The sequence below is a fragment of the Dactylosporangium cerinum genome, from assembly GCF_042653625.1.
Taxonomy (GTDB): domain Bacteria; phylum Actinomycetota; class Actinomycetes; order Mycobacteriales; family Micromonosporaceae; genus Dactylosporangium; species Dactylosporangium cerinum.
Map to the genome: position 1 here is coordinate 1 of NZ_JBHSIU010000102.1, position 19,934 is coordinate 19,934.

Annotated in this window: 21 protein-coding genes; 8 read left to right on the forward strand and 13 right to left on the reverse strand. The window is 68.2% G+C overall.

Annotation, left to right across the window (positions count from 1 at the left end; translation table 11 throughout):
- Window positions 1-205 (forward strand): 2Fe-2S iron-sulfur cluster-binding protein (locus ACFPIJ_RS52330; RefSeq protein WP_380127022.1); only part of this gene is annotated, 205 nt, incomplete at its 5' end.
- 22 nt (window positions 206-227) lie between these two features.
- On the forward strand, window positions 228-620 hold the full coding sequence (locus ACFPIJ_RS52335) for a hypothetical protein (RefSeq protein ID WP_380127023.1): 393 nt from the start codon (window positions 228-230) through the stop codon (window positions 618-620).
- A 401-nt stretch (window positions 621-1,021) separates the two neighbouring features.
- Here the strand turns inward: ACFPIJ_RS52335 and ACFPIJ_RS52340 are convergent, their stop codons facing one another.
- Together ACFPIJ_RS52340 and ACFPIJ_RS52345 are read right to left on the reverse strand one after the other, a co-directional pair.
- Window positions 1,022-1,282 carry a hypothetical protein gene (locus tag ACFPIJ_RS52340; protein WP_380127024.1) on the reverse strand — a complete coding sequence of 87 codons (261 nt, stop codon included), beginning with the start codon at window positions 1,280-1,282 and terminating at the stop codon, window positions 1,022-1,024.
- A gap of 303 nt (window positions 1,283-1,585) precedes the next feature.
- Window positions 1,586-1,792, reverse strand: coding sequence for a hypothetical protein (locus tag ACFPIJ_RS52345; RefSeq protein ID WP_380127025.1), 207 nt, complete (start codon window positions 1,790-1,792; stop codon window positions 1,586-1,588).
- 594 nt (window positions 1,793-2,386) lie between these two features.
- On the opposite strand from ACFPIJ_RS52345, the gene ACFPIJ_RS52350 reads away from it, so the two are divergent.
- Both ACFPIJ_RS52350 and ACFPIJ_RS52355 read left to right on the forward strand, forming a co-directional pair.
- Window positions 2,387-3,238 carry an IS110 family transposase gene (locus tag ACFPIJ_RS52350; protein ID WP_380127026.1) on the forward strand — a complete coding sequence of 284 codons (852 nt, stop codon included), beginning with the start codon at window positions 2,387-2,389 and terminating at the stop codon, window positions 3,236-3,238.
- Window positions 3,235-3,732 carry a transposase gene (locus ACFPIJ_RS52355; RefSeq protein ID WP_380127027.1) on the forward strand — a complete coding sequence of 166 codons (498 nt, stop codon included), beginning with the start codon at window positions 3,235-3,237 and terminating at the stop codon, window positions 3,730-3,732. The genes ACFPIJ_RS52350 and ACFPIJ_RS52355 overlap by 4 nt, the downstream gene beginning before the upstream one ends.
- Window positions 3,733-3,831: 99 nt before the next feature.
- On the opposite strand, the gene ACFPIJ_RS52360 is transcribed toward ACFPIJ_RS52355, so the two are convergent.
- From ACFPIJ_RS52360 to ACFPIJ_RS52390, 7 genes are all read right to left on the reverse strand, one after another.
- Entirely contained in the window at window positions 3,832-4,149 is a 318-nt protein-coding gene (locus tag ACFPIJ_RS52360) for a hypothetical protein (protein WP_380127028.1), read from the reverse strand.
- 1,026 nt (window positions 4,150-5,175) lie between these two features.
- Entirely contained in the window at window positions 5,176-6,267 is a 1,092-nt protein-coding gene (locus tag ACFPIJ_RS52365; protein WP_380127029.1) for a sulfite oxidase, read from the reverse strand.
- A 174-nt stretch (window positions 6,268-6,441) separates the two neighbouring features.
- Entirely contained in the window at window positions 6,442-6,804 is a 363-nt protein-coding gene (locus tag ACFPIJ_RS52370) for a hypothetical protein (RefSeq protein WP_380127030.1), read from the reverse strand.
- Between the two features lie 465 nt (window positions 6,805-7,269).
- Window positions 7,270-7,584 (reverse strand): hypothetical protein, encoded by a 315-nt coding sequence (locus ACFPIJ_RS52375; RefSeq protein WP_380127031.1) that lies wholly within the window; start codon window positions 7,582-7,584, stop codon window positions 7,270-7,272.
- Between the two features lie 467 nt (window positions 7,585-8,051).
- Window positions 8,052-8,675, reverse strand: coding sequence for a cation-transporting P-type ATPase (locus ACFPIJ_RS52380; RefSeq protein ID WP_380127032.1), 624 nt, complete (start codon window positions 8,673-8,675; stop codon window positions 8,052-8,054).
- A gap of 109 nt (window positions 8,676-8,784) precedes the next feature.
- Window positions 8,785-9,258, reverse strand: a complete 474-nt coding sequence (locus ACFPIJ_RS52385) for a universal stress protein (protein ID WP_380127033.1) — start codon at window positions 9,256-9,258, stop codon at window positions 8,785-8,787.
- Between the two features lie 113 nt (window positions 9,259-9,371).
- Window positions 9,372-10,043 carry a DoxX family protein gene (locus tag ACFPIJ_RS52390; protein WP_380127034.1) on the reverse strand — a complete coding sequence of 224 codons (672 nt, stop codon included), beginning with the start codon at window positions 10,041-10,043 and terminating at the stop codon, window positions 9,372-9,374.
- Window positions 10,044-10,795: 752 nt separating this feature from the next.
- Here ACFPIJ_RS52390 and ACFPIJ_RS52395 point away from each other — a divergent pair.
- The gene (locus ACFPIJ_RS52395) at window positions 10,796-11,206 is read left to right on the forward strand and encodes a LapA family protein (RefSeq protein ID WP_380127035.1); all 411 of its coding nucleotides are present in this window, start codon (window positions 10,796-10,798) and stop codon (window positions 11,204-11,206) included.
- A 269-nt stretch (window positions 11,207-11,475) separates the two neighbouring features.
- On the opposite strand, the gene ACFPIJ_RS52400 is transcribed toward ACFPIJ_RS52395, so the two are convergent.
- Together ACFPIJ_RS52400 and ACFPIJ_RS52405 are read right to left on the reverse strand one after the other, a co-directional pair.
- Window positions 11,476-12,255 (reverse strand): GAF and ANTAR domain-containing protein, encoded by a 780-nt coding sequence (locus tag ACFPIJ_RS52400; protein ID WP_380127036.1) that lies wholly within the window; start codon window positions 12,253-12,255, stop codon window positions 11,476-11,478.
- Window positions 12,256-12,299: 44 nt separating this feature from the next.
- A complete protein-coding gene (locus tag ACFPIJ_RS52405; RefSeq protein ID WP_380127037.1) occupies window positions 12,300-13,058 on the reverse strand; it encodes an ANTAR domain-containing protein in 759 nt (252 codons plus the stop codon).
- A gap of 811 nt (window positions 13,059-13,869) precedes the next feature.
- Between ACFPIJ_RS52405 and ACFPIJ_RS52410 the strand changes: the two genes are divergently transcribed.
- The gene (locus tag ACFPIJ_RS52410; protein ID WP_380127038.1) at window positions 13,870-14,877 is read left to right on the forward strand and encodes an Acg family FMN-binding oxidoreductase; all 1,008 of its coding nucleotides are present in this window, start codon (window positions 13,870-13,872) and stop codon (window positions 14,875-14,877) included.
- A 1,010-nt stretch (window positions 14,878-15,887) separates the two neighbouring features.
- Window positions 15,888-16,652 (forward strand): sigma-70 family RNA polymerase sigma factor, encoded by a 765-nt coding sequence (locus ACFPIJ_RS52415; RefSeq protein WP_380127039.1) that lies wholly within the window; start codon window positions 15,888-15,890, stop codon window positions 16,650-16,652.
- Window positions 16,653-16,742: 90 nt separating this feature from the next.
- Here ACFPIJ_RS52415 and ACFPIJ_RS52420 read toward each other — a convergent pair whose 3' ends face one another.
- Together ACFPIJ_RS52420 and ACFPIJ_RS52425 are read right to left on the reverse strand one after the other, a co-directional pair.
- Entirely contained in the window at window positions 16,743-17,411 is a 669-nt protein-coding gene (locus ACFPIJ_RS52420; protein ID WP_380127040.1) for a BON domain-containing protein, read from the reverse strand.
- A gap of 366 nt (window positions 17,412-17,777) precedes the next feature.
- Entirely contained in the window at window positions 17,778-18,506 is a 729-nt protein-coding gene (locus tag ACFPIJ_RS52425) for an SPFH domain-containing protein (RefSeq protein ID WP_380127041.1), read from the reverse strand.
- A 573-nt stretch (window positions 18,507-19,079) separates the two neighbouring features.
- On the opposite strand from ACFPIJ_RS52425, the gene ACFPIJ_RS52430 reads away from it, so the two are divergent.
- Complete coding sequence (locus ACFPIJ_RS52430; protein WP_380127042.1) at window positions 19,080-19,757, forward strand: GAF and ANTAR domain-containing protein; 678 nt, start codon at window positions 19,080-19,082, stop codon at window positions 19,755-19,757.
- The last annotated feature ends 177 nt before the right edge of the window (window positions 19,758-19,934 follow it).

The window sequence follows — 19,934 nt, forward strand, 5'->3', positions numbered from 1 at the left end:
CGCCACCCCGCTGCTGGTCGCCGGCGAGAACGCCGGTGTGCTCATGCCCAGCGGCTGCCGCATGGGCATCTGCTACAGCTGCGCGGCCCGGCTGCGTGTAGGCCGGGTACGCGACCTGCGCACCGGTCGCGAGCACGGCGACGAGGGAGAGCTGATTCAAACCTGTGTGTCAGCGGCCGCAGGTCCGGTCGAGATCGACCTGTAAGCGACCAGTTGGAGACCATTCAATGACAGCTACCGCACCTGTGTCCGCCGGCGTTACCGCTCATCTGTCCGAGGTCGACATCAAGGAGATCGGCCGCGAACTGGACCAGCTCCGAGATGCGGTGACCGCCAGCCTCGGCGACGGCGACGCCCGCTACATCCGCCGGGTCATCATGGTCCAGCGGGGCCTGGAAGTCAGCGGCCGAACACTGCTAACGGCCTCCATCCTGCCTGCCGAGATCGCTCCCAAGGTCCGTGACCTCTGTCAGCGCTACGGCCTGCGATACAACACCGGCTCATTGATCCGTCAGACCGCCAACGTCTGGAAGAACATTTTCCGTCTGGCACTGCCTGGGCCGAAACCCCAGCCGGCGGATACCTCGCCGAACTCCATGCCGAGGTCAGCGACCGCCTGATCGACCGGGACGGAGCCACGCCCCGGTCGCCGATCACCACCGTCGATGGCCGGGACAACCCCGGCGGCCCGGGCCCTGAGGGCTTGTTGGCGGAAAGCCCCGACCCTTCGGACAGCGCTGACTCGTACTGGCTGGCCCGGACGCTGTGGGCGCTGGGCGAGGGCTACGCCGCGTTCCAATCGGGCCGATGCCGGCTTCGCCGCGTTCCTGCGGGACCGCTTCACCCTCGCCCTCGCGGCGGTGGAGCGCCAGCCGCTCGCTCGGTACGGGCAGCTGCTGCAGATCGACGGGGTCGCAGTACCGGCGTGGCTGATCGCCCAAGGGGCGGACGCGACCGGCGAGGCGCTGCTCGGGCTCGCGGCGTACGTGGAGGCGACCGGAGACCCGCGGGCCCGCGCCGTTTACAGGTACTGGCCCGTCGCGTCGCTGTCGGTCTTCGACACCCGCACGGACACCACGTTGGCGAGGTTGATGACCACCCCATTCTCGTTGGCCTCGCGGTTGTACCTCGCATGGGTCAAGACCAAGCCGCGCCGCCCGTCCAGAGCCCGGGCAATCGCCTCCACCGCCTCCTCCGGCCCACCGAAGTCCGCGCTCAGCACGGAGACATCTTCACCGCCCACCGGGTGAAATCGCATGATCAGTTCGATGTTGTCAACCACCGTCGGCCCCTTCCGCGAGCACCGAACGCTCTGTGCCTCTCTCCCGCCCAGCGCCTCAGCCAAATTGCGGAATTGGACACCTACCTGGCGCCAGACGCCGTACCCAACCCGTATCCAGCTGGGATCGCTGTTGCTGCGGATCCAGACGCTGTCAAGTATCCCCGCCTACATTTGGTGACCACGCTTCTCGTCGGCGCCCGGACGACAGGAAGTCGCCACTGCTCCGCACGCCCGAGGGCAACGTCACAGAACTGCGCCACATTTCGCCGGCGTTTCGACCTTCGAAGCGACCTATCCGACGCCTCAATGCGCCGGACCTTCCAGCGTTGCCCTGATCTCCTCGGTGTGCTGGCCAAGCGGCGGCGCTGGTAGCCGTACCGTCGCCGGTGTCTCGGACAGGTGCACCGGCGACGGTACGGCTACCAGGACCACGGCGCCGTCGGTGGTCTCGAACGCGCCGCACAGCGGCTGCGCGGCCCAGTTGAGTTCGGCGCCTCGGGTGCGCAGCATGGTGGCCTCCTGCATCTGGACGGACAGCATGGAGTCGTACAGGGAGACCTCGACGCGCCGCCCCGGCCGGTCTTCTGTCGCGCGAGGAGCGCGAGCAGCACTCCCTGTACCAGGTGGCGTCGGCCGCGGCCGCGATCGCCGCCCCGGTCGGTCTGTGGGGTGCCAATACTCGGCTGAGCCCGTGACCTGGGCATTGCCCGAGGTATGCCCGGCGATGGCGTCTGTAGATGAACGCGTTCAAGTCATGAGACCCGGTTCCTGAACATGTTCAAGTCGATCGCGTAGGTCGATCAAGTCTCCTGTTCCCTGCGGGGGCGCCGCGCGGCGTGAAAACGGACCGCAGCCAGGCCGATGGCGCTTTGGACTGGCGGTGTCGCCTGGCAGATGATCTGCTGGGATCCGGCGGGGTGTCCGCGACGCCGACCCCTTCCTGGGACCCGAGCCCGTGATCAAGTCTGGCGCCGGGGCCCCGACCTGGATGGGTCGCACACTGTTGCCTTGAGCACGCCGGTCAGAATTTTCGGTTCCCGACCGAGGCCCCCGGCACCTCGCCACCTGGACAGATGGATCCAGCGGCGGCAGGAGGTGCCAGCCATGGCGGCGAGTAGGCCACAGGAGATCGTCGACGAGGAACACGAGCGCATCATCGAGCGGGTGTGCGCCATCGATGTGGCCAAGGAGTCCGGGCAGGTCTGCGTGCGGGCGCCGGGCGAGCAGCGGCGTAGCAGCCGGTTGTGGACCGTGAAGGCAACCACCGGCGCGGTCCTCGAACTCGGCGAGCAGTTGCTGCGGGAGGGGGTCGAGAAAGTCACCGTGGAGTCGACCTCGGACTACTGGCGGATCTTCTTCTACCTGCTGGAGGGGCGCGGTCTGGACGTGCGGCTGGTCAACACCCGCGATGTCAAGAACGTGCCCGGCCGGCCCAAGACCGACAAGCTCGACGCGGTGTGGCTGGCCAAACTGACCGAGAAGGGCCTGCCGCGGCCCTCGTTCGTCCCACCACGCCAGATCCGGGTCCTGCGCGACTACACCCGCATGCGGGTGGACCTGACCCGCGAACGGACCCGGCACTGGCAGCGCCTGGAAAAGCTCCTGGAGGACTCCCTGATCAAGGTGCCGGCGGTGGCCAGCACCCTGACCACCCTGTCGACCCGCGACATGATCGAGGCACTCATCCAGGGTGAACGCGACCCGCACACCCTGGCCGCCCTGGTCCGCGGCCGGATGAAAAGCAAGCACCCCGCCCTGGTCGAGGCGCTGACCGGCCGGTTCGACGAGCACCACGCCGAACTCGCCCAGATCCTGCTCGACCAGATCGACGCCCTGACCGGGCAGATCGACAAGCTGACCACACGCATCGACCAGCTCCTGACCGACCTTCCCCCCGGCCGGCCGCCGACACCGGCGATGGCGCCGACCCGCCCGACACCCACGGGCCGCGGGTGAACACCCCGTCCGCGGTGCACCGACTGACCCGGATACCCGGGATCAGCCCCGAGGGCGCCCAGGTCGTCCTCGCCGAGATCGGCCTGGACATGACCCGCTTCCCCCACCGCCGGGCATCTGGTGTCCTGGGCCAAGCTGTGCCCAGAACGATCCAGTCCGGCGCCAAGCACCAAACCGGCAAGACACCGAAAGGCAACCCCTACCTCAAAGGCGTCCTCGGCCAGGCCGCCGGGGCCGCCGCCCGCACCAGCACGTTCCTCGGCGAACGCTACCGGCGCATCGTCAAACGCCGAAGCAAAGGCAAGGCCCTGGTCGCCGTCGCCCGTTCCATCCTGGTCATCATCTGGCACCTGCTGACCGACCCCAACGCCACCTACCACGACCTCGGCGTCGAGTACCACACCACCCGGCTCGACAAGGACCGCAAGATCCGCAACCACGTCCGCCAGATCGAAGCCCTCGGCTACCAGGTCACACTCGCCCGTGCCACCTGACGGGGCCACAACCCAACCCGGCTCCGCCGGGTGCTGCCGCCTGCCCACTCACCCATAGGTTTTTCGGTCAGAAGAGAGACTGAATGCCAGGTCACGGGCTTAGCCGAGTTTCGGCACCCCACACGCGTGTGCGGATACGTCCAACGTCGGGCGATCAACTGCCGGTGCCAGCGCAGCAGGGTCGCGGGGGTGACGAAACACGCTGTCCAGCGTGGCCTGGGGGAGCAGCCGCGACAACGCCGCCAACACCACCCGGTCAGCGGGCTGCAGATCGGGGCGGCGCACCTGCCGGCGCAGCACCGCCACCTGATGCCGTAACACCAGCAGCTCGACGTCCTTTGCGCCGCCGTCCCGGGCCAGCGGGGTCAACATGTGCAGAATCTGACGCAGCAGCAGGTACACCAGCGACGCACTCATGGCCTGGATTATCGTCGACATCGTCCGTGGATCTCGCGCAAAACCGCACGTCACGGCCTTCGGACCAGATTTGCGAGCCCCACAGCTTCACCCGAGCTCTCACCCCGCACCTGCTGGGTTCCGGCGTAACGTGGCAACTGCCTGCGGGACAAGCGGGAGAGCGAAGCTATTAGCCCAGTGGAGCTGAGAGGCCGAAAGATCGGAGAGGTTGGACGGCGATCCCCATTTACCTGATCCGGACAATGCCGGCGAAGGAAAATTGCCTCGCAGGTTACTTATGTGCACCAAGCACCCGGGCGCGCCGTCTGTGATGATGGCGCGCTTGATGTTCTTGACGGACGCGGGGCCTTCGAGGATGGCCGCCGATCGAGGCGCACCGCGTTGAACGGGCTACTACGTTGATCGTGTCCTGCGGCGGCCCGCGCGATACCGCGTTGCGACTGGAAATCGCCAGCGCCCCAGATGTAGCGGCGCTAGCCGGGATTCCCGCATCGATAAACCCGTACCGCGAAATTGCCCGTTCGGGCACAATGCTCCACTGTAGACAGCGGCATGGCTGATGCCGATCGATCGGCAACCCTGCGCTGAAGGTATGCCGAAAGCTCGGGCGGTGACCCCGCAGTTGAGCATGGTCGTAGCTGCGGCGTAGGTGGTGCGCCTGGCCGAGCGGCTGCCGGTTCCACACGCGGTGCCGGCTGCGCCGAGAGGTCTGCTCCGTCGAGCCGCCCGTGGTGAAGGAGACGGGCGACGGTCCGGCCCGCGACGCCGCGTGCCATTCGTAGAGGAATCTTCTGTCGGCATCGACTGCATAGACTTTGGCGCATGCCCCCGAGGACGGGGCGGCAGCCGCTGCGCTCTTCACCCGTCTACCTCCGGACTGGAACGATTACTGGATGGTTGGCACTCTGATCCGCGACGCTGTCCGACGGGTATCGGAGTTCCTCGTTGACACTCCACTCGACCCTCAGACCGGGCGGCAGCTTCCGCTTCGCCGGGGCATCAGCATCGGCGATCAATACCTGGTCGTTACAGTCCGCCGGTGACGCGTACCCTGGCCCAGGCGGTGTTCATGTAGCCCAATGGGTTCCACAGGTGTTCGGCGCTTTCGGACTGGACAACGGCGCTGGTGTCCCATGCTCTGGCGACGATCACCCCAGGTCCGGGGGGCAGCTTGACGGTCACCTGCCACAGGCGCCAGGCCCAGGGCCCGGCTGCGGGTTCGAGGTCCGCCTGCGACCAATGCTGGCCGCCGTCGACGGAGACGTCGAGCCGTGCGACGCCCCGATTGTCGCCGGCGGACGCGTACCCGCTCACCTGAATCGGGCCGGCCGGCAGCGTTTGGCGGTCGCTGGGACGCAGGATGGCCGCGTTGAGGGCGGCTACGCCGAGGGACAGCCCCTGTCCCGACGCCGCCGCGGCCGGATCGGCATCGGCGGGCAGGAGCAGGTAGTCCTTGGCCTGGAAGTAGTTGTCGGACGGATGTTCCTGCGCGGTGAGGCGTCGCACCCACTTGACGCTGCGGGCGCCGATGTAGCCGGGCACCACGACTCGGACCGGCGCTCCGTGCACGGCGGGCAGCGGCACCCCGTTCATCTCCCAGGCCAGCAGTACCTCGTCGGCGAGCGCCTTGGCGACCGGGATAGACGCACCGAACGGCTGCGGCGGGTCGGGAACGTGCGACACGTCGGAGGCGGCGAACGCGATGTGCTGCGCGTCCAGGCACAAGCCGGCGGCGGCGAGCACGTCGGCCAGCGCGGCGCCGGTCCACTGGGCCGTGGAGATCGCGGCTGATCCCCAGGGGGTTTGGCCGGGGATCGGGCGGAACGCGGCCAACTCGACGCGCCGGTTGCCCGCGCACTGCAGCGTGGCCACCACCGTGCGGCTGGCGAACCGGTTACGAAGCTCGGTCAGCGACAAGGTAAGGGGAGTGTCGACGAGCCCGTCCACATCCAGCCGCCACTCGTCCGGATCGATCTGCTGCACCGGACCGTGATTGCGGCTGTAGAAGGTGTCCAGCGGGGTTAGCGAACGACCGTCGAGCATGGCGCACGGAGGTTCGGCGTTGTACGGCTCCACGTCGTGCACGATCATGTCGTCGCGTTTGCCCCAGTACCCCACGCCGACAGCGTATGGCGGAGGCCACGGCGCGCCGCACGAAATGCGTGAACCGTGCCGAACTCACTCGGTCTCCCTGACACCTTGAACCTGCCCGGGCCCGCCGCCCGGGCGCGGGCCGGGAATCGCAGCGTTGACCAGGCTGAGTCGTCCTGCGGCATACCCGGCGTTTGATCGCTACGGCAGGGTCCATCGTTGTGCGTTGGACTGGTCGCAGCCCGCGACCCACTGGGCCATGGAGAAGAAGTTCCGATCGGCGAGGTTCAGGGTGCCCGGCAGCAACGCGTCCAAGAGTTGGTCGGCCAGGTGCTGCTCGCTGGGGCCTGAGCAGCCCAGCCGGGCGGCGATAACCCACCGGGTCCCGCGGGCGACCAGGGTGACGAGGCGGGCCTGGGGGAACCGGCCCGCGCTCGGGGTGGCGAACTGCGCCGTGATGTCGGCGGTGGCAGCGAGGTCGAACACCGTGCCGTCGAACGCGGTGAGCATCGTGTCAGCCGTGTCGACCCGGATCGTGGTCGGATCGTGATCAACGACCCACAAACCGGACTAATGACTACCTAACGGCGTTGTCTTTAGGGCGGTGGATCAAGCGCCGATCGGAGAAGCTGCCCTGGCGTCGAACTGTCCTCGCCTGTCCGCCCGCTGGGAATGAACCAAGCAACTCGTGCGGCGAGCGTAGTCGCACATCGCGTGCGGCTGACCTGGCCCGTTGGCCTGCTCAATGGGTGTGCAATGGTCTGCGCAGCTGGTTCGGAGTGTGAGGTGTCGACGAACCCGGGTCATGATGGCGATGATCCGCTGACGCGCTGGATGCGGGAGGTGCGTCCGAGCGGGTCGATGGGTCGGCGACCCGATGATGCGGGCGGCACCATGCGGTTCGCGTTCTATGGGCGGGTGTCGACTGCGGCGTTTCAGGAGCGGGGATCGTCGCGGCGATGGCAGTGGGACGCGGCCGAGGAGCTGATTGCCGGGTACGGCCGGATCGTGGAGGAGTACTTCGACACGTCACAGAGCCAGCGGCTGTCCTGGCCGGATCGTCCGCAGGCGGCGGCGTTGCTGGAGCGGTTCGCTGATCCTGAGCGTGGCTTCGAAGACGTTGAGCGCCTCGGCCGCGTCCAGCCACCCGGCGACGCTGCCGGCCGGCCAGGTGTGCACCACGCCTGGGACGGAGTGCTGGTCGTCATCGTCGGCGGTGACCCGGACGATGCCGCCGGACCAGCCGTCGGCGACCATCAACTGCGCCGCCAATGCGGCGTTGAAGGTGGCCAAACCACAGCGGGTCGGCGGATGGGTGCTGAGAAGTCCGTATCGCACTGCCATCACAGAACTTCCGATCGTTGCCGGATACGGCGAGCAAGCAGAAGCGGACCGACGACGATGCATACGTGCGGTGCGAGAGATGACCGCGACGGGTGGGACGCATCGATCCACCAAAGGGTGGTCAGCCACCGGGGTCTGGAGCAGCTCCGTCACCATACGCCGGTTCGCGGCGTCGTGAACGGTGCGCGGCTGGCGTCGATCCAGTTCCCTGGGCCGTGACACCCGATGTGAGGTTCAGGGCGAGGACTCCTTGAGCAGCCGAGTCAGTTGGTGATCGTCCAATGCGGACCACGCCGACGCGGTGGGGTCGGCAGGATCGCCGCAGGCGCGGCACGGCAGTGCCGGGGTCGAGCGTGGGGCTGGCGGCCTGCCCGTGCTCGGTCCGACATCCGCGGCCCGCAAGCGCCGAGGGAGATACCGGGAGAGCAGGATGGCATATGCGACACCTGCGATGATGGCCATGATGATCATGTCGGCTCCAGGCGAGGTCCATGTCGCGTCTGGGCGGAGCGTTCAGCGCGATGCGCCGGCAATCCGGCCCGGGCGACCAAGCATCGATGGCGGTGGACGGCGAGCCACCAGGGTCCGGAGCGACAACACCACCCTACGCGCTCGCCGCGGGCGACGGCCGTGCCGTCGTAGCTGTCCAGGACGGCGATCACGGCGATGAGCTGAAAGTCGTGCAACTGCCCCGCGGCGAGGGCCTCGACCGCGCGTTCGGCCTGCATCTCCTGCACGAACGCGAAACCCGCGTTGAGCAGGATCACGGCCACGACGGCGACCGCGAGAGCCGGGGTCCCGCCGAACCAGGCCAGAACCGCCGCCAGCGCGAGCAAGACCGCGAGGGGTTGGGAGAACTGGCCGAGCAGCTCCCGGGGCCAGCGCCGACCGGTACGGCGGGTCAGCGTATTCGGGCCGTAGACCACCAGGCGGCGCGCGGCCTCCCGAACCGACAGCCCCGACCGCGTGGTGCGCAGGTCCCGGACAGGTCGACGAGCGGGCGACGTTCGTCGACCTGTTCCCCCGCGTCGGCGTCGAGGTGGTCGGTGCCGACCGGTGGTGCGGTGTCCACAAGATGGGGATAGAACCATGTGGTGTTCCTCGTGGACGTGCCGGACCGGTCCCGCAGCAACGAGCCTCGCTGCTACAGACCGGCTCGGTCGGGGCTTACTCGGGGCTTACTCGGGGCTTACTCGGGGCTTACTCGGACGATTCGGAGTGCTGGGGTACGACGAGGACGGGGCACGATGCGTGTTGGACGCAGTGTTGGCTCACCGAGCCGAGCAGCATCCCGGCGAAGGCGCCGTGACCGCGGCTGCCGAGCACCAGCATGTCGGCGCCGGTTGCCGCTTCCAGCAGGACCTGGGCCGGGTGTCCCTGCACGACACAGGTGCGGACTTCGACGGGCTGGTCCTGCTGGCCGGCGACGTCCGCGACCGTTTCGGCGAGGACCTTCTCGGTGATGGTGGCGATGCTGTCGCCCTCGTACATGACGGGTATGCCGCTGAAGGCGTAGCCGACCAGCGCCGGGTCATGCCATGCGCTGACGGCCTCGACCGTCGCGCCGGCGAGCCGGGCCTGGGCGATCGCCCAGCGCAGCGCCGTCTTGGAGTGCGTCGAGCCGTCGACACCGACGACGATGCGCCGGTCGGGTCGTTCGGTCTGATCGTTCATCGCGGCCTTCTCAAGATTGGTGGGTCCGCCCTCGTCAGGTCCTGCAGCCGAAGCGGCCGAACCCGACGAGATCGGCTGACTGCCGACGTGCGCGGTGTGTGTACCGGATGCGGTTACCGCAGCCAGGGGGCGCGGCGCACCAGCGGCAGCGAGGTCCAGAGGCGGCCCAGTCCGAGAGTGTTCCCGGCGCCCAGCAGGGCCAGGACGATCAGGACGGCGGCATAGATGAGGTGGTCGTCCATGAACGGATTGCTGGCCGGGGGCAGCACAGCGGTCCACATCATGACGGTGAGCAGCGCACCCGCGCCGGCGGCGAGGCGCATGCCGACACCGAGGATCAGTGCGACACCCACGCCGAGCAGCGCGGCCATGAACAGCACGTCGGTGACGCCGGCTCCCGCGATCGAGTGGTAGAACCCGGCGAACGGGCCCTTCGCGGCGGAACCGAGGAACCCCTTGGTGGGGCTGCCGCCGTTGAGCCACGACTTCGCCGCGACCGTCTCGTGGCCGAGCCCGAACGTCTTGTCCAGGAACGCCCACAGGAACACCCAGCCCAGCGCCAGCCGGATCCCGGCCAGCAGGTAGCGGGTCGCCGCGGCGGAGCGCGTTCCGCCCGGGACCGCCGACTCCCCGCGCCGACGGTCACCGGTGGTGTCCGTCGGGGCGATACCGGCGGTGCCGGTCGGTTGGCGTCCGATGACGTCCCGGTCCGGGACGAGCGGGTTGGTGGTGGTGCCGGTGGCGTGCTGTGTTGCGGTGCTGTGGACGTTGGCGATGTCAACCATCGCGCTCACATTCCTTCGCATTGCTTGTGGATCGTGTCCCGCAGCGCGAACGCTGACGGGCGGAACTGAGGTCGGCTCGGTCGACGGCAACTCAACGAGCAGGCCCGGGAACCAGGGCATGCCAGGACCGTGAGCGTGGCCGACACGGCCAGCGCGGTGCGCGGACCGGGCGGTCCTGATCACATACGGAACCCTAGCCAACAGCTCGGCTGAACTATCGAGAGGTAGACGGTCAGGACGCCGAAATCCGCATCGGAGATGGCGCTTGGCTCGTACGGCCGCCGAGGACCGGAGCGACATGCTCACCCTACGCCTCATTGCCGCGAGAAGCGCGGCGAGCGGCCCGCCCCCTGCACTCGCCACGGCCCACACGACGCCCGGCGCCGCACCGGTGAACATCAACGACAAACGATCGAAGGCCGCCGGTCGGCATCGACGATTGCGGCTGTTCAACCGTGCTGCCCAGGAACCGGATGCCGAGCCGACACGGGTAAACAAGCGTAGGATCGACATCGTCGCTCGAGACCCCGGTGGCCGATCCGCACATCGCTGAGAGGTCCCCCACTGTCGAGGTCCGATACAAGGCGGTTCCCGCACGAGACACCACCGCTCCCCACCAGGACACCGCCGGCACGTGGTGCCACCGCCTCGCCCGCCACGTTCCGCACACCGGGTCTCGGCGGATACACCGGCCGCCATCTATTCCCGCCCGCAGGGGCATCGCAGTCTTGATCTGAAAGGCGGCGGTTGTGATGACCGCACCGCAGCACTCGCAGGGCACCCCTCAGCCGATCAACGGACACGACAGCCGCGCCGACCTCGCCGCCGCGCCGCCGCGCCCGAGGGCGACCCCGCACTCCCGGGTGGGCGAGGTCTGGGTGGCTGCGGTGCTCTTCGCACTGGTCCTGCTCCTGTTGTTGATCTTCCTATTGCAGAACGGTCAGCGCGCGGAGGTGTCGTTCTTCGGCGCGCACGGGCAACTGCCGATGGGAGTGGCACTGCTGCTGGCGGCCGTCTTCGGCATCCTGCTCGTGGCGCTGCCAGGCACGGCGCGCATCGTGCAACTGCGGATGCTCAGCCGGCGTCGTGCCGCGGCCGGACCTCGAACGGCACCGCCGTCCTCGCCGGCCGACGAACCAGTCGGCCAGCGCACCCGCCGGTAGACCAGCGGTCGATGGCCGAATCGACCGGATGAGCGACACGAAGACGCCACACGTGATCTCGAGCGCAGCAGCCGGGCATGGCACTAAGCCGCAAATCGTCGGCCATCAAACGTCTGCTTCGCCGGCAAAACGCCGCACGGGCGGACGCCGCACTTGTCAAGGACGTTGACAGCAAACGGGTTGAGGCTTTCTTCGAGGGATAGATGGGCTCCGGGCGGCAATCCGCCCGGAGCCATTCTCGAATCATGGATGCGGTAGCCAACGTCCGGTCAGTGCTTGGATTTCGCCCCAGGAGTATCCGGGATGGCCTCGGTGCCGTCGACGACCGCCTGTGCGAGCTCGGACAGGTGACGGTTGCGACTGCGGGCAGCGTGACGCAGCAGGGCGAAGGCCTGGTCGAGGTCCACGCGCAGGCGTTCGGCCAGTACACCTTTGGCCTGCTCGATCAATACCCGGCTGTTCAGCGCGGTCTGGAGCTGCTCGGTGAGGATGCTGCGACTACGGATGGCGCGTTGCTGCAGCAGCCCGATGGTGGCGACGTCGGCGAGCGCCTTGCCGGTGCGGAGCCGGCCGTCGTCCAGTGCGCCGGGCTCGACGCCGAAGAGGTTCAACGCGCCGATGACCTCGGTGCGCAGGCGCATGGGCAGCGCGTGGACCGAGGTGAAGCCGACCTCGGCGGCAGCGACCGTGAACCGGGGCCAGCGGCCGGCGGAACGAAGGTCGGGGACCGACACCGGTTGCCCGGTGTTGAAGCAGTCCACGCAGGGTCCCTGGTCGGTCTGCAGCTGGAACAGCTCCAGCAGCCGGGTCCGCTCCGAGGAGGCCGCCACGAGCTGCAGGGTTTCCTGCTGATCGGTGAGCAGGATCCCGGCGGCCGAGACGCCCAACAGCTGCACACATCGCTCGGTCAGCACGTGCAGGAAATCGATCACATCGAAATCGTCGACGAGCGTGTCTGCCATCTCGACGAGCACATCGGCAAGCGTGGTCCTGGACATCTCAAGCACCCTCGTCAAGCATAATGCCGCCGGCCTGCTGGCCACCTGCATCGTTGGACCGACCGGACCGACCGGGCCGCCCGGACGGCGTTGCCTCAGTCACCATCGGATCGACCGCTGTCATCGGAGCCCTCGGGATCGAATCGTAGACGGCGGGCGACCACGTCGCGGGCGACGTCCCGCAGCCGCCGGTCATTGACGTATGCGTAGGCACGAAGCCGGACAAGGGCGAGGGCCGCCGACAGCCCCAGCTGCACGCTGATCATCCCGGTGGCCTGGTGCACCTCGGGGTGCTGCAGTCCGGCCGGTTCGAGGATCCGGCCCGGTGCCTGCGGCGCGCCATGCCCGGTGCCGTCAAGCAGGAGTGCGCATGCCGTGTCCGCCAGCGTCAACGCGTCGAGCAACTGCTCCTGGTGCAGGTCGCCCGGTTCGGCGCGGTAGAGGTCCAGGACACCGAGCCGGATCGCGCCCACCTGCAACGGCAGCGCGAAGATCGCACGTACACCCGCTGCCACGACCGCCGGCGCGAAGACCGGCCACCGCGCCAGGCAGTGGGTGGTGCTGAGATCGGGAACCAGCGCCAGACCGCCGGCGAGCGCGTCCACGCACGGACCCTCGCCGAGGATGAGACTCAGCTCTTCCGCCTCCGAGGCGAGCCGATTGCTGCTGTAGATGGTTTCGCGGGGGGTGGCGGTCAGCGCTACAGCGATGGCAGCGCCGTCTGTCCCGGTGGCAGAGGTTGCCGTAATGCACACATGTTCCACCGTGACCGACTCACCTCCCGCATATGCCGCGGCGAGGCTCCACAGCCGCATCCTGCGGTCGATGCTCACCACACTGCCTGATCCGGACATCTGAGCACCAACGATGAGATCATGAGAGCCGCCTCCGATATCCCAAAGGTTTGGGCGGCCGCAACGGACGGGCAGCGCAAGACAAGAGACCGGATCGAACGCGACTGACTCCTCAACGGCTGGTCGGTTTCAGCCTACCCTGATCATTCAGCGTTGGTGCCACGGCGGCCATCAGTACCCAGAATTGGACGGCGATCTGGACAAGCCGGCTGCGTCTTCTGTCATGTCAGCGCCGGTCGGAGTTCGCGGCCACCGGTCACACCGTCGCACCCTCGTGACGCCGGCGTTGTCGACACCGGTAGCCGCAATAGCGTTCTACAGACGTGCTCGACCGTGACCGGTCCAACGGACGCGTGTTCGACGATCAGGCTCCACAGCCGCGCCCGGCGATCGGTGTTCATCGCTGCGACCCACCCGGACACCGCAGCGCCGACGAATTGACCACGAGGCCGCCTCCGACACCTCGGCGGCTTGCCACTCGCCAGCCTACGCTGACAACCCGGTCACCCGCTTCGGCGTCGCGGGCGTCTTCCGCGCTCACCCCGACGGCGCAGGGCGTCGAGCCTGCCGAGGCCGATCGCGCCGGTTCCGAAGATCACGTGCTGGACGGTGGTGTTCATGCCGGTGACGCCAACGTGGGGATGGGGTGGTGTCGCACGGAGGTACCGTTGAACTCGCGACGTGTTGTCGCGTGCCGACGCGGCGGTCGGCGCTTGTGTCGGCGATCCCATCCGTCCGGACCCTGCGGTCACGACCGGCCGACCTCCATCCCGGTAGCACAGTGGGAGGCGCACGCGAATGGAGGCGCAACATGGGTGAGATGCAGCAACCGGCGTCATTGTCGGCCGAGGATGTGTTGTACGAGGCGGCCCGCGTGGCGTGTCTGGCCCCGTCGATCGAGAACTCTCAACCGTGGCGCTGGCGCATCCGCGGCAACACCCTCGAGCTGCACGCGGACTCTTCCCGCCAGTTGACCGCCACCGACCCGCAGGGCCGGTTGATGATCGTCAGCTGCGGCGCGGTCCTGCACCATGCCACCGTCGTGCTCGCCGTCCTCGGGGCCGCGGCCACTGTGGAACGGATCGACGATCCAGCCGACCCGGACCTGCTCGCCAGGCTGACACTCACCGGCCCGCACCAGGTGACAGCCGAAGACATGCGCCTGCATCATGCGTTGCGTACGCGTTGCACCGATCGGCGTCCGTTCCTGGGCGTCCGGCCGGTACCGGACGAGGTGATAGACCTGCTGCGGCACACCACCGAACCGTTCGAGGTCAGCACGCACGCGTTCGACCCGGCACAGGTGGGCTTCCGCGCACTCGCCGCACGGTCAGCGGCGACAGTCGAGCAACGCGACCTCGGCTACCAGGACGAGATCGCCACCTGGACGACCCACCGTGCCCCAACGACCCGCGACGGTGTGCCGGCGACGGCGGCCGTCCCGAAGGTGACACGGACCGGGCCGGCACACGATGTCGCTCCCGGCGCGACACCGGGCCTGGCTCCCGGCCCCGGCGACGACCGGTACACCACCTACCTGGCGTTCGCGACCGCGCAAGACACCAGGACGGACTGGCTGCGCACCGGGGAGGCGCTCAGCACGGTCCTGCTCACCGCCACAACCGTCGGGGTGGCGTCGTCGGCGATGAGCGACGCGGTCGAGGTCCCCGGTGCGCGGACGGTACTGCGCGGGGTGGCCGCACCGGCCGGGTACCCGCAACTGACCGTCCGGCTCGGCGTCAACGAGAGCGCGCCCGCGGTACCGTCGGCACCGCGCCGCCCATGCGACGAGGTCATCGAGGTCGTCCCGACGAGGTGACCCGTGTCGGATCGATCGACCCGAGACGCAGGGCGAGGTAGGGCGGCCGAGACTGGCGCGTAGCGGCCGCGTGCCAATCGGGTGTGACATCGCGATTCGCGCGGCGATCTCGGCCTGGGTCAGGTTGTCGGAGAAGATCGACCTGCCAACCGATCGCTTGGACACATGCGATCTGGCCGCGTGCCGGTCGTTTCCGGGCCGTGTGCGATCGACTGAACAGGCGTAGGGTGAAGGCGCTGCTCCGGACCCCGGTGGCTGATAGTCCGTCGCTGATGGACGCATCCACTGATCGAGGTCGTCTCTCGTGCCAAATGTATGAATTGTGATCACAGCCGAAGGTGAGGCCCTGGCGGCCGACGCGCTCGGCAGCGGCGCGGACACCAAGCGGCTCAACCTGTTGCGCTGCGGCTACGCAACCGCAGAGCATCGTCGCGATCGGCGTGGACAAGCACACCACGTTGTGTTCCCGGCGACACTGTCGGCTAGCTCGGCGCGTTCCTGGCCCGTCAGGTCGCCGCCGCAGCTGCCGAGCTGTATGGGTCGGCAGGCTCGGACCCGTTGGCGCCGGCCGCGCAGTTGACCGCTGCCGGCGGCGGGTCCGGTGGAGTCGTCAGGGTCACCGGCGTCGGCGAGGGCCAGCGTCCCGGTCCGGATGTGGTGCGCACTTGGTCGGCGCGGTGTGTCGCCGGATGGCAGGGCGCGCCGCCGCCATACGCACGCCCTGGTTGAGCGCGTCGCGAGCCTCGGCGACAAGGAGGCCGACCGGCTGCTGCACCAGGGCATCGACCGCTTCGGCCGGCGGCACCGCGATCTCGAGAACACCTTCCGGTACCACTCCGAGTTTTGGTCAGCCACCGGGTCGTCCGCGCCGACGAACTGTCACGGCGGGCATCCCGAACGCTCGCCGCGACCTGACCCCCAAAGGGGCGTTGATCCCTATGACTCTTCTCATGGCACCGACCGTCCACATCGCTGCCCCCGCACGACGAGGTCTTCGGGCCGATCGGGTGGTGACGACGGAAGAGCTGCTCCGTGCCCTCAGATATCTACCGGCCGGTCATCCTGATCGAGAACCGCTGCGTGCACGGGCGATCGAAGCGAACCTGCCGCTGGCCAACCGGCTGGCGCGGCGCTACGACGGTCGGGGCGAGCGCCTCGAGGACCTCGCGCAGGTCGCCGCGCTGGCACTGGTCAAAGCGATCGACGGCTACGACCCGGACCGGCTCGTGCCGTTCGCCAGCTACGCCTTTCCTACGATCGTCGGTGCGCTCAAACGGCATTTCCGGGACACCGTGTGGGGCATGCATGTCCCGCGCGCCACGCAGGAACTGGTCCTCGGCCTCCGAGCGGCGACCGGCGACCTCGAGCAGTTGCGTGGTCGCACCCCGACGGCCGTCGAGCTCGCTGGCCACCTGCGCGTCGACGTCGATGTACTCGCGGACGCGATCAGCGCCTCGCAGGTGTACCGCCTGCAGTCGCTCAGCGGGTCCTACACCGGCAACGACGACGCCGAACTTGTCGATCTGATCGGCCGCATCGACCCGCGCTTCGCCCGCATCGACGAGCGGCTGTCACATGGGGAGCTCGGCCGGCTCGTCGCGGCGCTGCCGCTGCGTGAGCGGCGCATCCTCGCCATGCGGTTCTCCGACGAGATGACCCAGGCCGCCATCGCCGCCGAGCTCGGCATCTCGCAGATGCATGTCTCCCGGCTGTTGAGGGGCTCCCTCAACCGACTCCGGGTCGGCTTCCTCGCCTCGGTCGAGCCGACGGCGTGACCGAGAACGACGTCACCGACATCGGAAGGAATCCATCATGTCCAACGGCTGCGGGCGCGGCTGCGCTCGCAGCCGTTGATCACAGCCGGGTCAGGACGCGATGTGCAGTTCGTTCCGTACGCTCGTCACGCCGGCGGCACTCCAGGCGGATCGCTCCGCCTCGCGCCGCTCCGACCACGACCCGACGCTGCCGTGCAGCGTCAGTTCGGATCCGTCGAGGTCGATCGTGATCCGCCGCGGATTCAGCTCGGCGTTGCGTCGCATCGCGGCCTCGACCGCTGCCTTGGTGCCGGCGGTCGGCGGCGGCGACTCGAGCGAGATCTCGTTGCTGATCCGCGTGACGCCCTTGAGGAAGGTGACCGCCCGCGCGGCGGCGTTGCGCTGGTACTCCCAGGTGACCTGACCCGAGAGGGTGACCTTGTGGTTGCGGACGTCGGCGGTGACCGCGTTCGGCGGGACGTCGACGGCCCACGCGAGGATCTGGTCGGCGGCCTGGGCGATGTCCTGATCGTTGACGCCGGAGGTGATCGGAGCGCGGACGGACGTCTTGTTGGTGACATTCTTGACGCCGCCGACCCGCATGGCGGCGTGCTTCGCCGCGAGCCGCTCCGGCAGGCTGGCGACCTCGCCGGACAACGTCACCGTTCCGTCGTTGACCTGCACTTCGACGCCGGATGCGTCGATGCTCGGGGTGTATTGCAGTTCCTCGGTCACGGCGGTCTTCAGTTCCTGGTCGGTCTTGTGCATTGTCTGTGTCACAAGCCCCACGATGTCCTGCATCCGAGATCGGCGCCAGCTAATTTTGGTATATATTGCAGAGATCTTTTGCGATCCGCGATAAACGCCACAATTTATAGCGATATAGGCGCTTCATCCAGGCAAGGTATTTGGCTCTGAGTGTTGCAGCGGCAACGGTCGCTCCAGGCCCCGGCAGCGTGATCGCCGTGCTCAATCGGTGGTTGCGCGCGTTCTGCCTCAGCCGCGGCCTGCCGTACGTGGTTACCAGCCCGGTGGATTCGCACCGGGAGGCGCTGCACCACCTGCACGCGGTCGGCCGGGATGACCGTCAGCCGGACCACTCGCACCGGACGAGGCCGCGGGCAATCATCCGTCGTGATCGAACGTTCAGCAGTCCCACAGGGAACGTACGGCGGAGTGTTGTGATGCTTGGCGGCGAGTCCGGGCGCCGTCGACCATGACCGGCAGTTGTCGGCGCTTGCGGCTTGCAGTGGATTCAGCCGGTGTCGGGGCCCACTCGTGTTGTCGGCCGGCGCCGATGACAGGGCCCCGACGTTCGTGAGCGGTCTGCCACGCCATGGCGCGTTTGACGTACTCGGGGAGCACAACGTTTTTGAGGTCGACTCGTTGGGCCTGCACGCCCCACGGACCTTCGGTGACGGCGTTGATGGCGTGGATGATATCGATGTTGACGTCGTCGCGATCGGACAGGAGATCATCGAGGCTGGCGCGGCTGACAGCGGTGCGCAGCAAGGCTTCCGCGATCTCGGAGACCGCGTGCCGGCAGTTGCCGACATTGAGGACCGCCTTGACCGGGTCAACGACGCGGAAACAGATGACGGCGTCGACGCCGACGGGAACCCTGTCGCGGGTGACGACGTCCCGGCCGGCCGCGCTCACCGTGGTGACCCTCAGGTCGACCCTGGTCAGCCGGTCCATACCGGGAACAATAAGGGTCGGCCCGGGACCGCGACCATCTCCGTGCAACCGGCCCAAACGGAACACCACGCCGCGTTCGTACGGCCGGAGGATGCGAATTGCGCATGAGGCGGTGACCAAGCCGATGACACCGATCGTGATGAGCACGACGAAGACGATGGTCTGGAACTCGTCCATGCGGGTGTCTTCCAGCTCGACGGGACAGGCTGCCTGTGCGGTACGGGCGGGCGGCGGTCGGTCCGCAACCGGCGGAACGCGACGAAGGCGCGGGCGGCAGAGGTTGGGCTCGGAGTGCCACGTCAACGGAGGGGCGGGGGTCCGGGCTCGTGATACGTGTCGAAGACGGCGACGGGCGGACGGCCACCAGGGTCCCGAGCGACAGACTCACCCTACGCGCGATCGGTCGGCGAAGCGCCGCGAGCAGAAGGTCGCGGTCGTCACCGAGGCGGGGTACGCAGTCCGATCTGCGGCCGCCTCCCCGACCTTCACGGCCGCGTCGCCGTCGTTGGCGTGGCGATCATGTGGGGGTAGCGTTACGAGGAGTGATATTGGTCCGGCGTCCGATCGCCCGGCACGCGCTTGGCTGCGGCAATTCTCCGGACGACAGGGCCACAGGATCAGTCGCCGGTGCGGCTTCTACTGCGCCGCGGGGGGCTGTGATCCACCGCCCTGTTGCCGTGATCGGCTCGGGCCACGGTAGCGCACTGGCGTCGGACGCGGCACCGGCTATTCCCGAAGGTGGGCGGCACGATGGAGCTGCTGGAAAGGGTCTGTATCGACGCTGCGCGGGCGCTTTCGGCCTCGGGGGTCGGGCTGAGTCTGATGGCCTCCGATGGTGTTCATGGCATGGCCGCGGCGTCGGATCCGAACGCCGCGCGGCTCGAGGAGTTGCAGTTCACCTTCGGTGAGGGCCCGTGTATCGACGCGGCCGCTGCCGGTCGCCCCGTTCTGGTGCCCGATCTGGCCGACGGGGCGATGAGCCGATGGCCGGTGTACGCGACCGCGGTTCTGGATGCCGGAGTCCGGGCGGTGTTCGCGTTTCCGTTGCAGGTCGGGGCGGCTCGCCTCGGTGTCCTCGATGTGTTCCGTAGCCGTTCCGGGTCGATGTCCAGACCGGAGCTGGGCCAGGCGCTGATGTTTGCTGACCAGGTCGTGACAACCTTGCTGGACGGCCAGGAACGAGCCACCCGCAAGGATGAGCTGGACGAGGCATTCGAGCGCCGCAGCTTGGATGAGCTGGACGAGGCGTTTGAGCACCGCGCCCAGGTGTTCCAGGCCCAAGGCATGGTGATGGTCCAACTGGGCTCTTCGCTCGCGGAGGCGCTGGCACGAATCCGGGCCTACGCCTACGCCACCGACCGGTCGTTGAGCGACGTGGCCGCCGACATTGTCGCCCACCAACTCCGTCTCGACACCGACTCTGCATGAGCAGTGTCACCACCAGGACCGCGGGAAAGGCCAGGAAGCTGCCATGACGACCGTATCCGAACAACGCCTGGCGACGATCTTTGTCGAGGTGGCCGACACCCTCGTCGGGGGGTTCGACCTGATCGAGTTCATGCAGATGCTCGCTGACCGCGTCGCCAGCCTGGTCGAGCACGCCAC

Excerpts from the sequence above, each read along its gene's own strand:
- ACFPIJ_RS52335 (WP_380127023.1), top strand. The coding sequence starts at position 228 with ATGACAGCTACCGCACCTGTGTCCGCCGGCGTTACCGCTCATCTGTCC.
- ACFPIJ_RS52345 (WP_380127025.1), bottom strand. The coding sequence starts at position 1,792 with ATGCTGCGCACCCGAGGCGCCGAACTCAACTGGGCCGCGCAGCCGCTG.
- ACFPIJ_RS52350 (WP_380127026.1), top strand. The coding sequence starts at position 2,387 with ATGGCGGCGAGTAGGCCACAGGAGATCGTCGACGAGGAACACGAGCGC.
- ACFPIJ_RS52360 (WP_380127028.1), bottom strand. The coding sequence starts at position 4,149 with ATGAGTGCGTCGCTGGTGTACCTGCTGCTGCGTCAGATTCTGCACATG.
- ACFPIJ_RS52375 (WP_380127031.1), bottom strand. The coding sequence starts at position 7,584 with ATGGCAGTGCGATACGGACTTCTCAGCACCCATCCGCCGACCCGCTGT.
- ACFPIJ_RS52380 (WP_380127032.1), bottom strand. The coding sequence starts at position 8,675 with ATGGTTCTATCCCCATCTTGTGGACACCGCACCACCGGTCGGCACCGA.
- ACFPIJ_RS52385 (WP_380127033.1), bottom strand. The coding sequence starts at position 9,258 with ATGAACGATCAGACCGAACGACCCGACCGGCGCATCGTCGTCGGTGTC.
- ACFPIJ_RS52390 (WP_380127034.1), bottom strand. The coding sequence starts at position 10,043 with ATGGTTGACATCGCCAACGTCCACAGCACCGCAACACAGCACGCCACC.
- ACFPIJ_RS52395 (WP_380127035.1), top strand. The coding sequence starts at position 10,796 with ATGACCGCACCGCAGCACTCGCAGGGCACCCCTCAGCCGATCAACGGA.
- ACFPIJ_RS52400 (WP_380127036.1), bottom strand. The coding sequence starts at position 12,255 with ATGCAGGTGGCCAGCAGGCCGGCGGCATTATGCTTGACGAGGGTGCTT.
- ACFPIJ_RS52405 (WP_380127037.1), bottom strand. The coding sequence starts at position 13,058 with ATGTCCGGATCAGGCAGTGTGGTGAGCATCGACCGCAGGATGCGGCTG.
- ACFPIJ_RS52410 (WP_380127038.1), top strand. The coding sequence starts at position 13,870 with ATGGGTGAGATGCAGCAACCGGCGTCATTGTCGGCCGAGGATGTGTTG.
- ACFPIJ_RS52425 (WP_380127041.1), bottom strand. The coding sequence starts at position 18,506 with ATGGACGAGTTCCAGACCATCGTCTTCGTCGTGCTCATCACGATCGGT.
- ACFPIJ_RS52430 (WP_380127042.1), top strand. The coding sequence starts at position 19,080 with ATGGAGCTGCTGGAAAGGGTCTGTATCGACGCTGCGCGGGCGCTTTCG.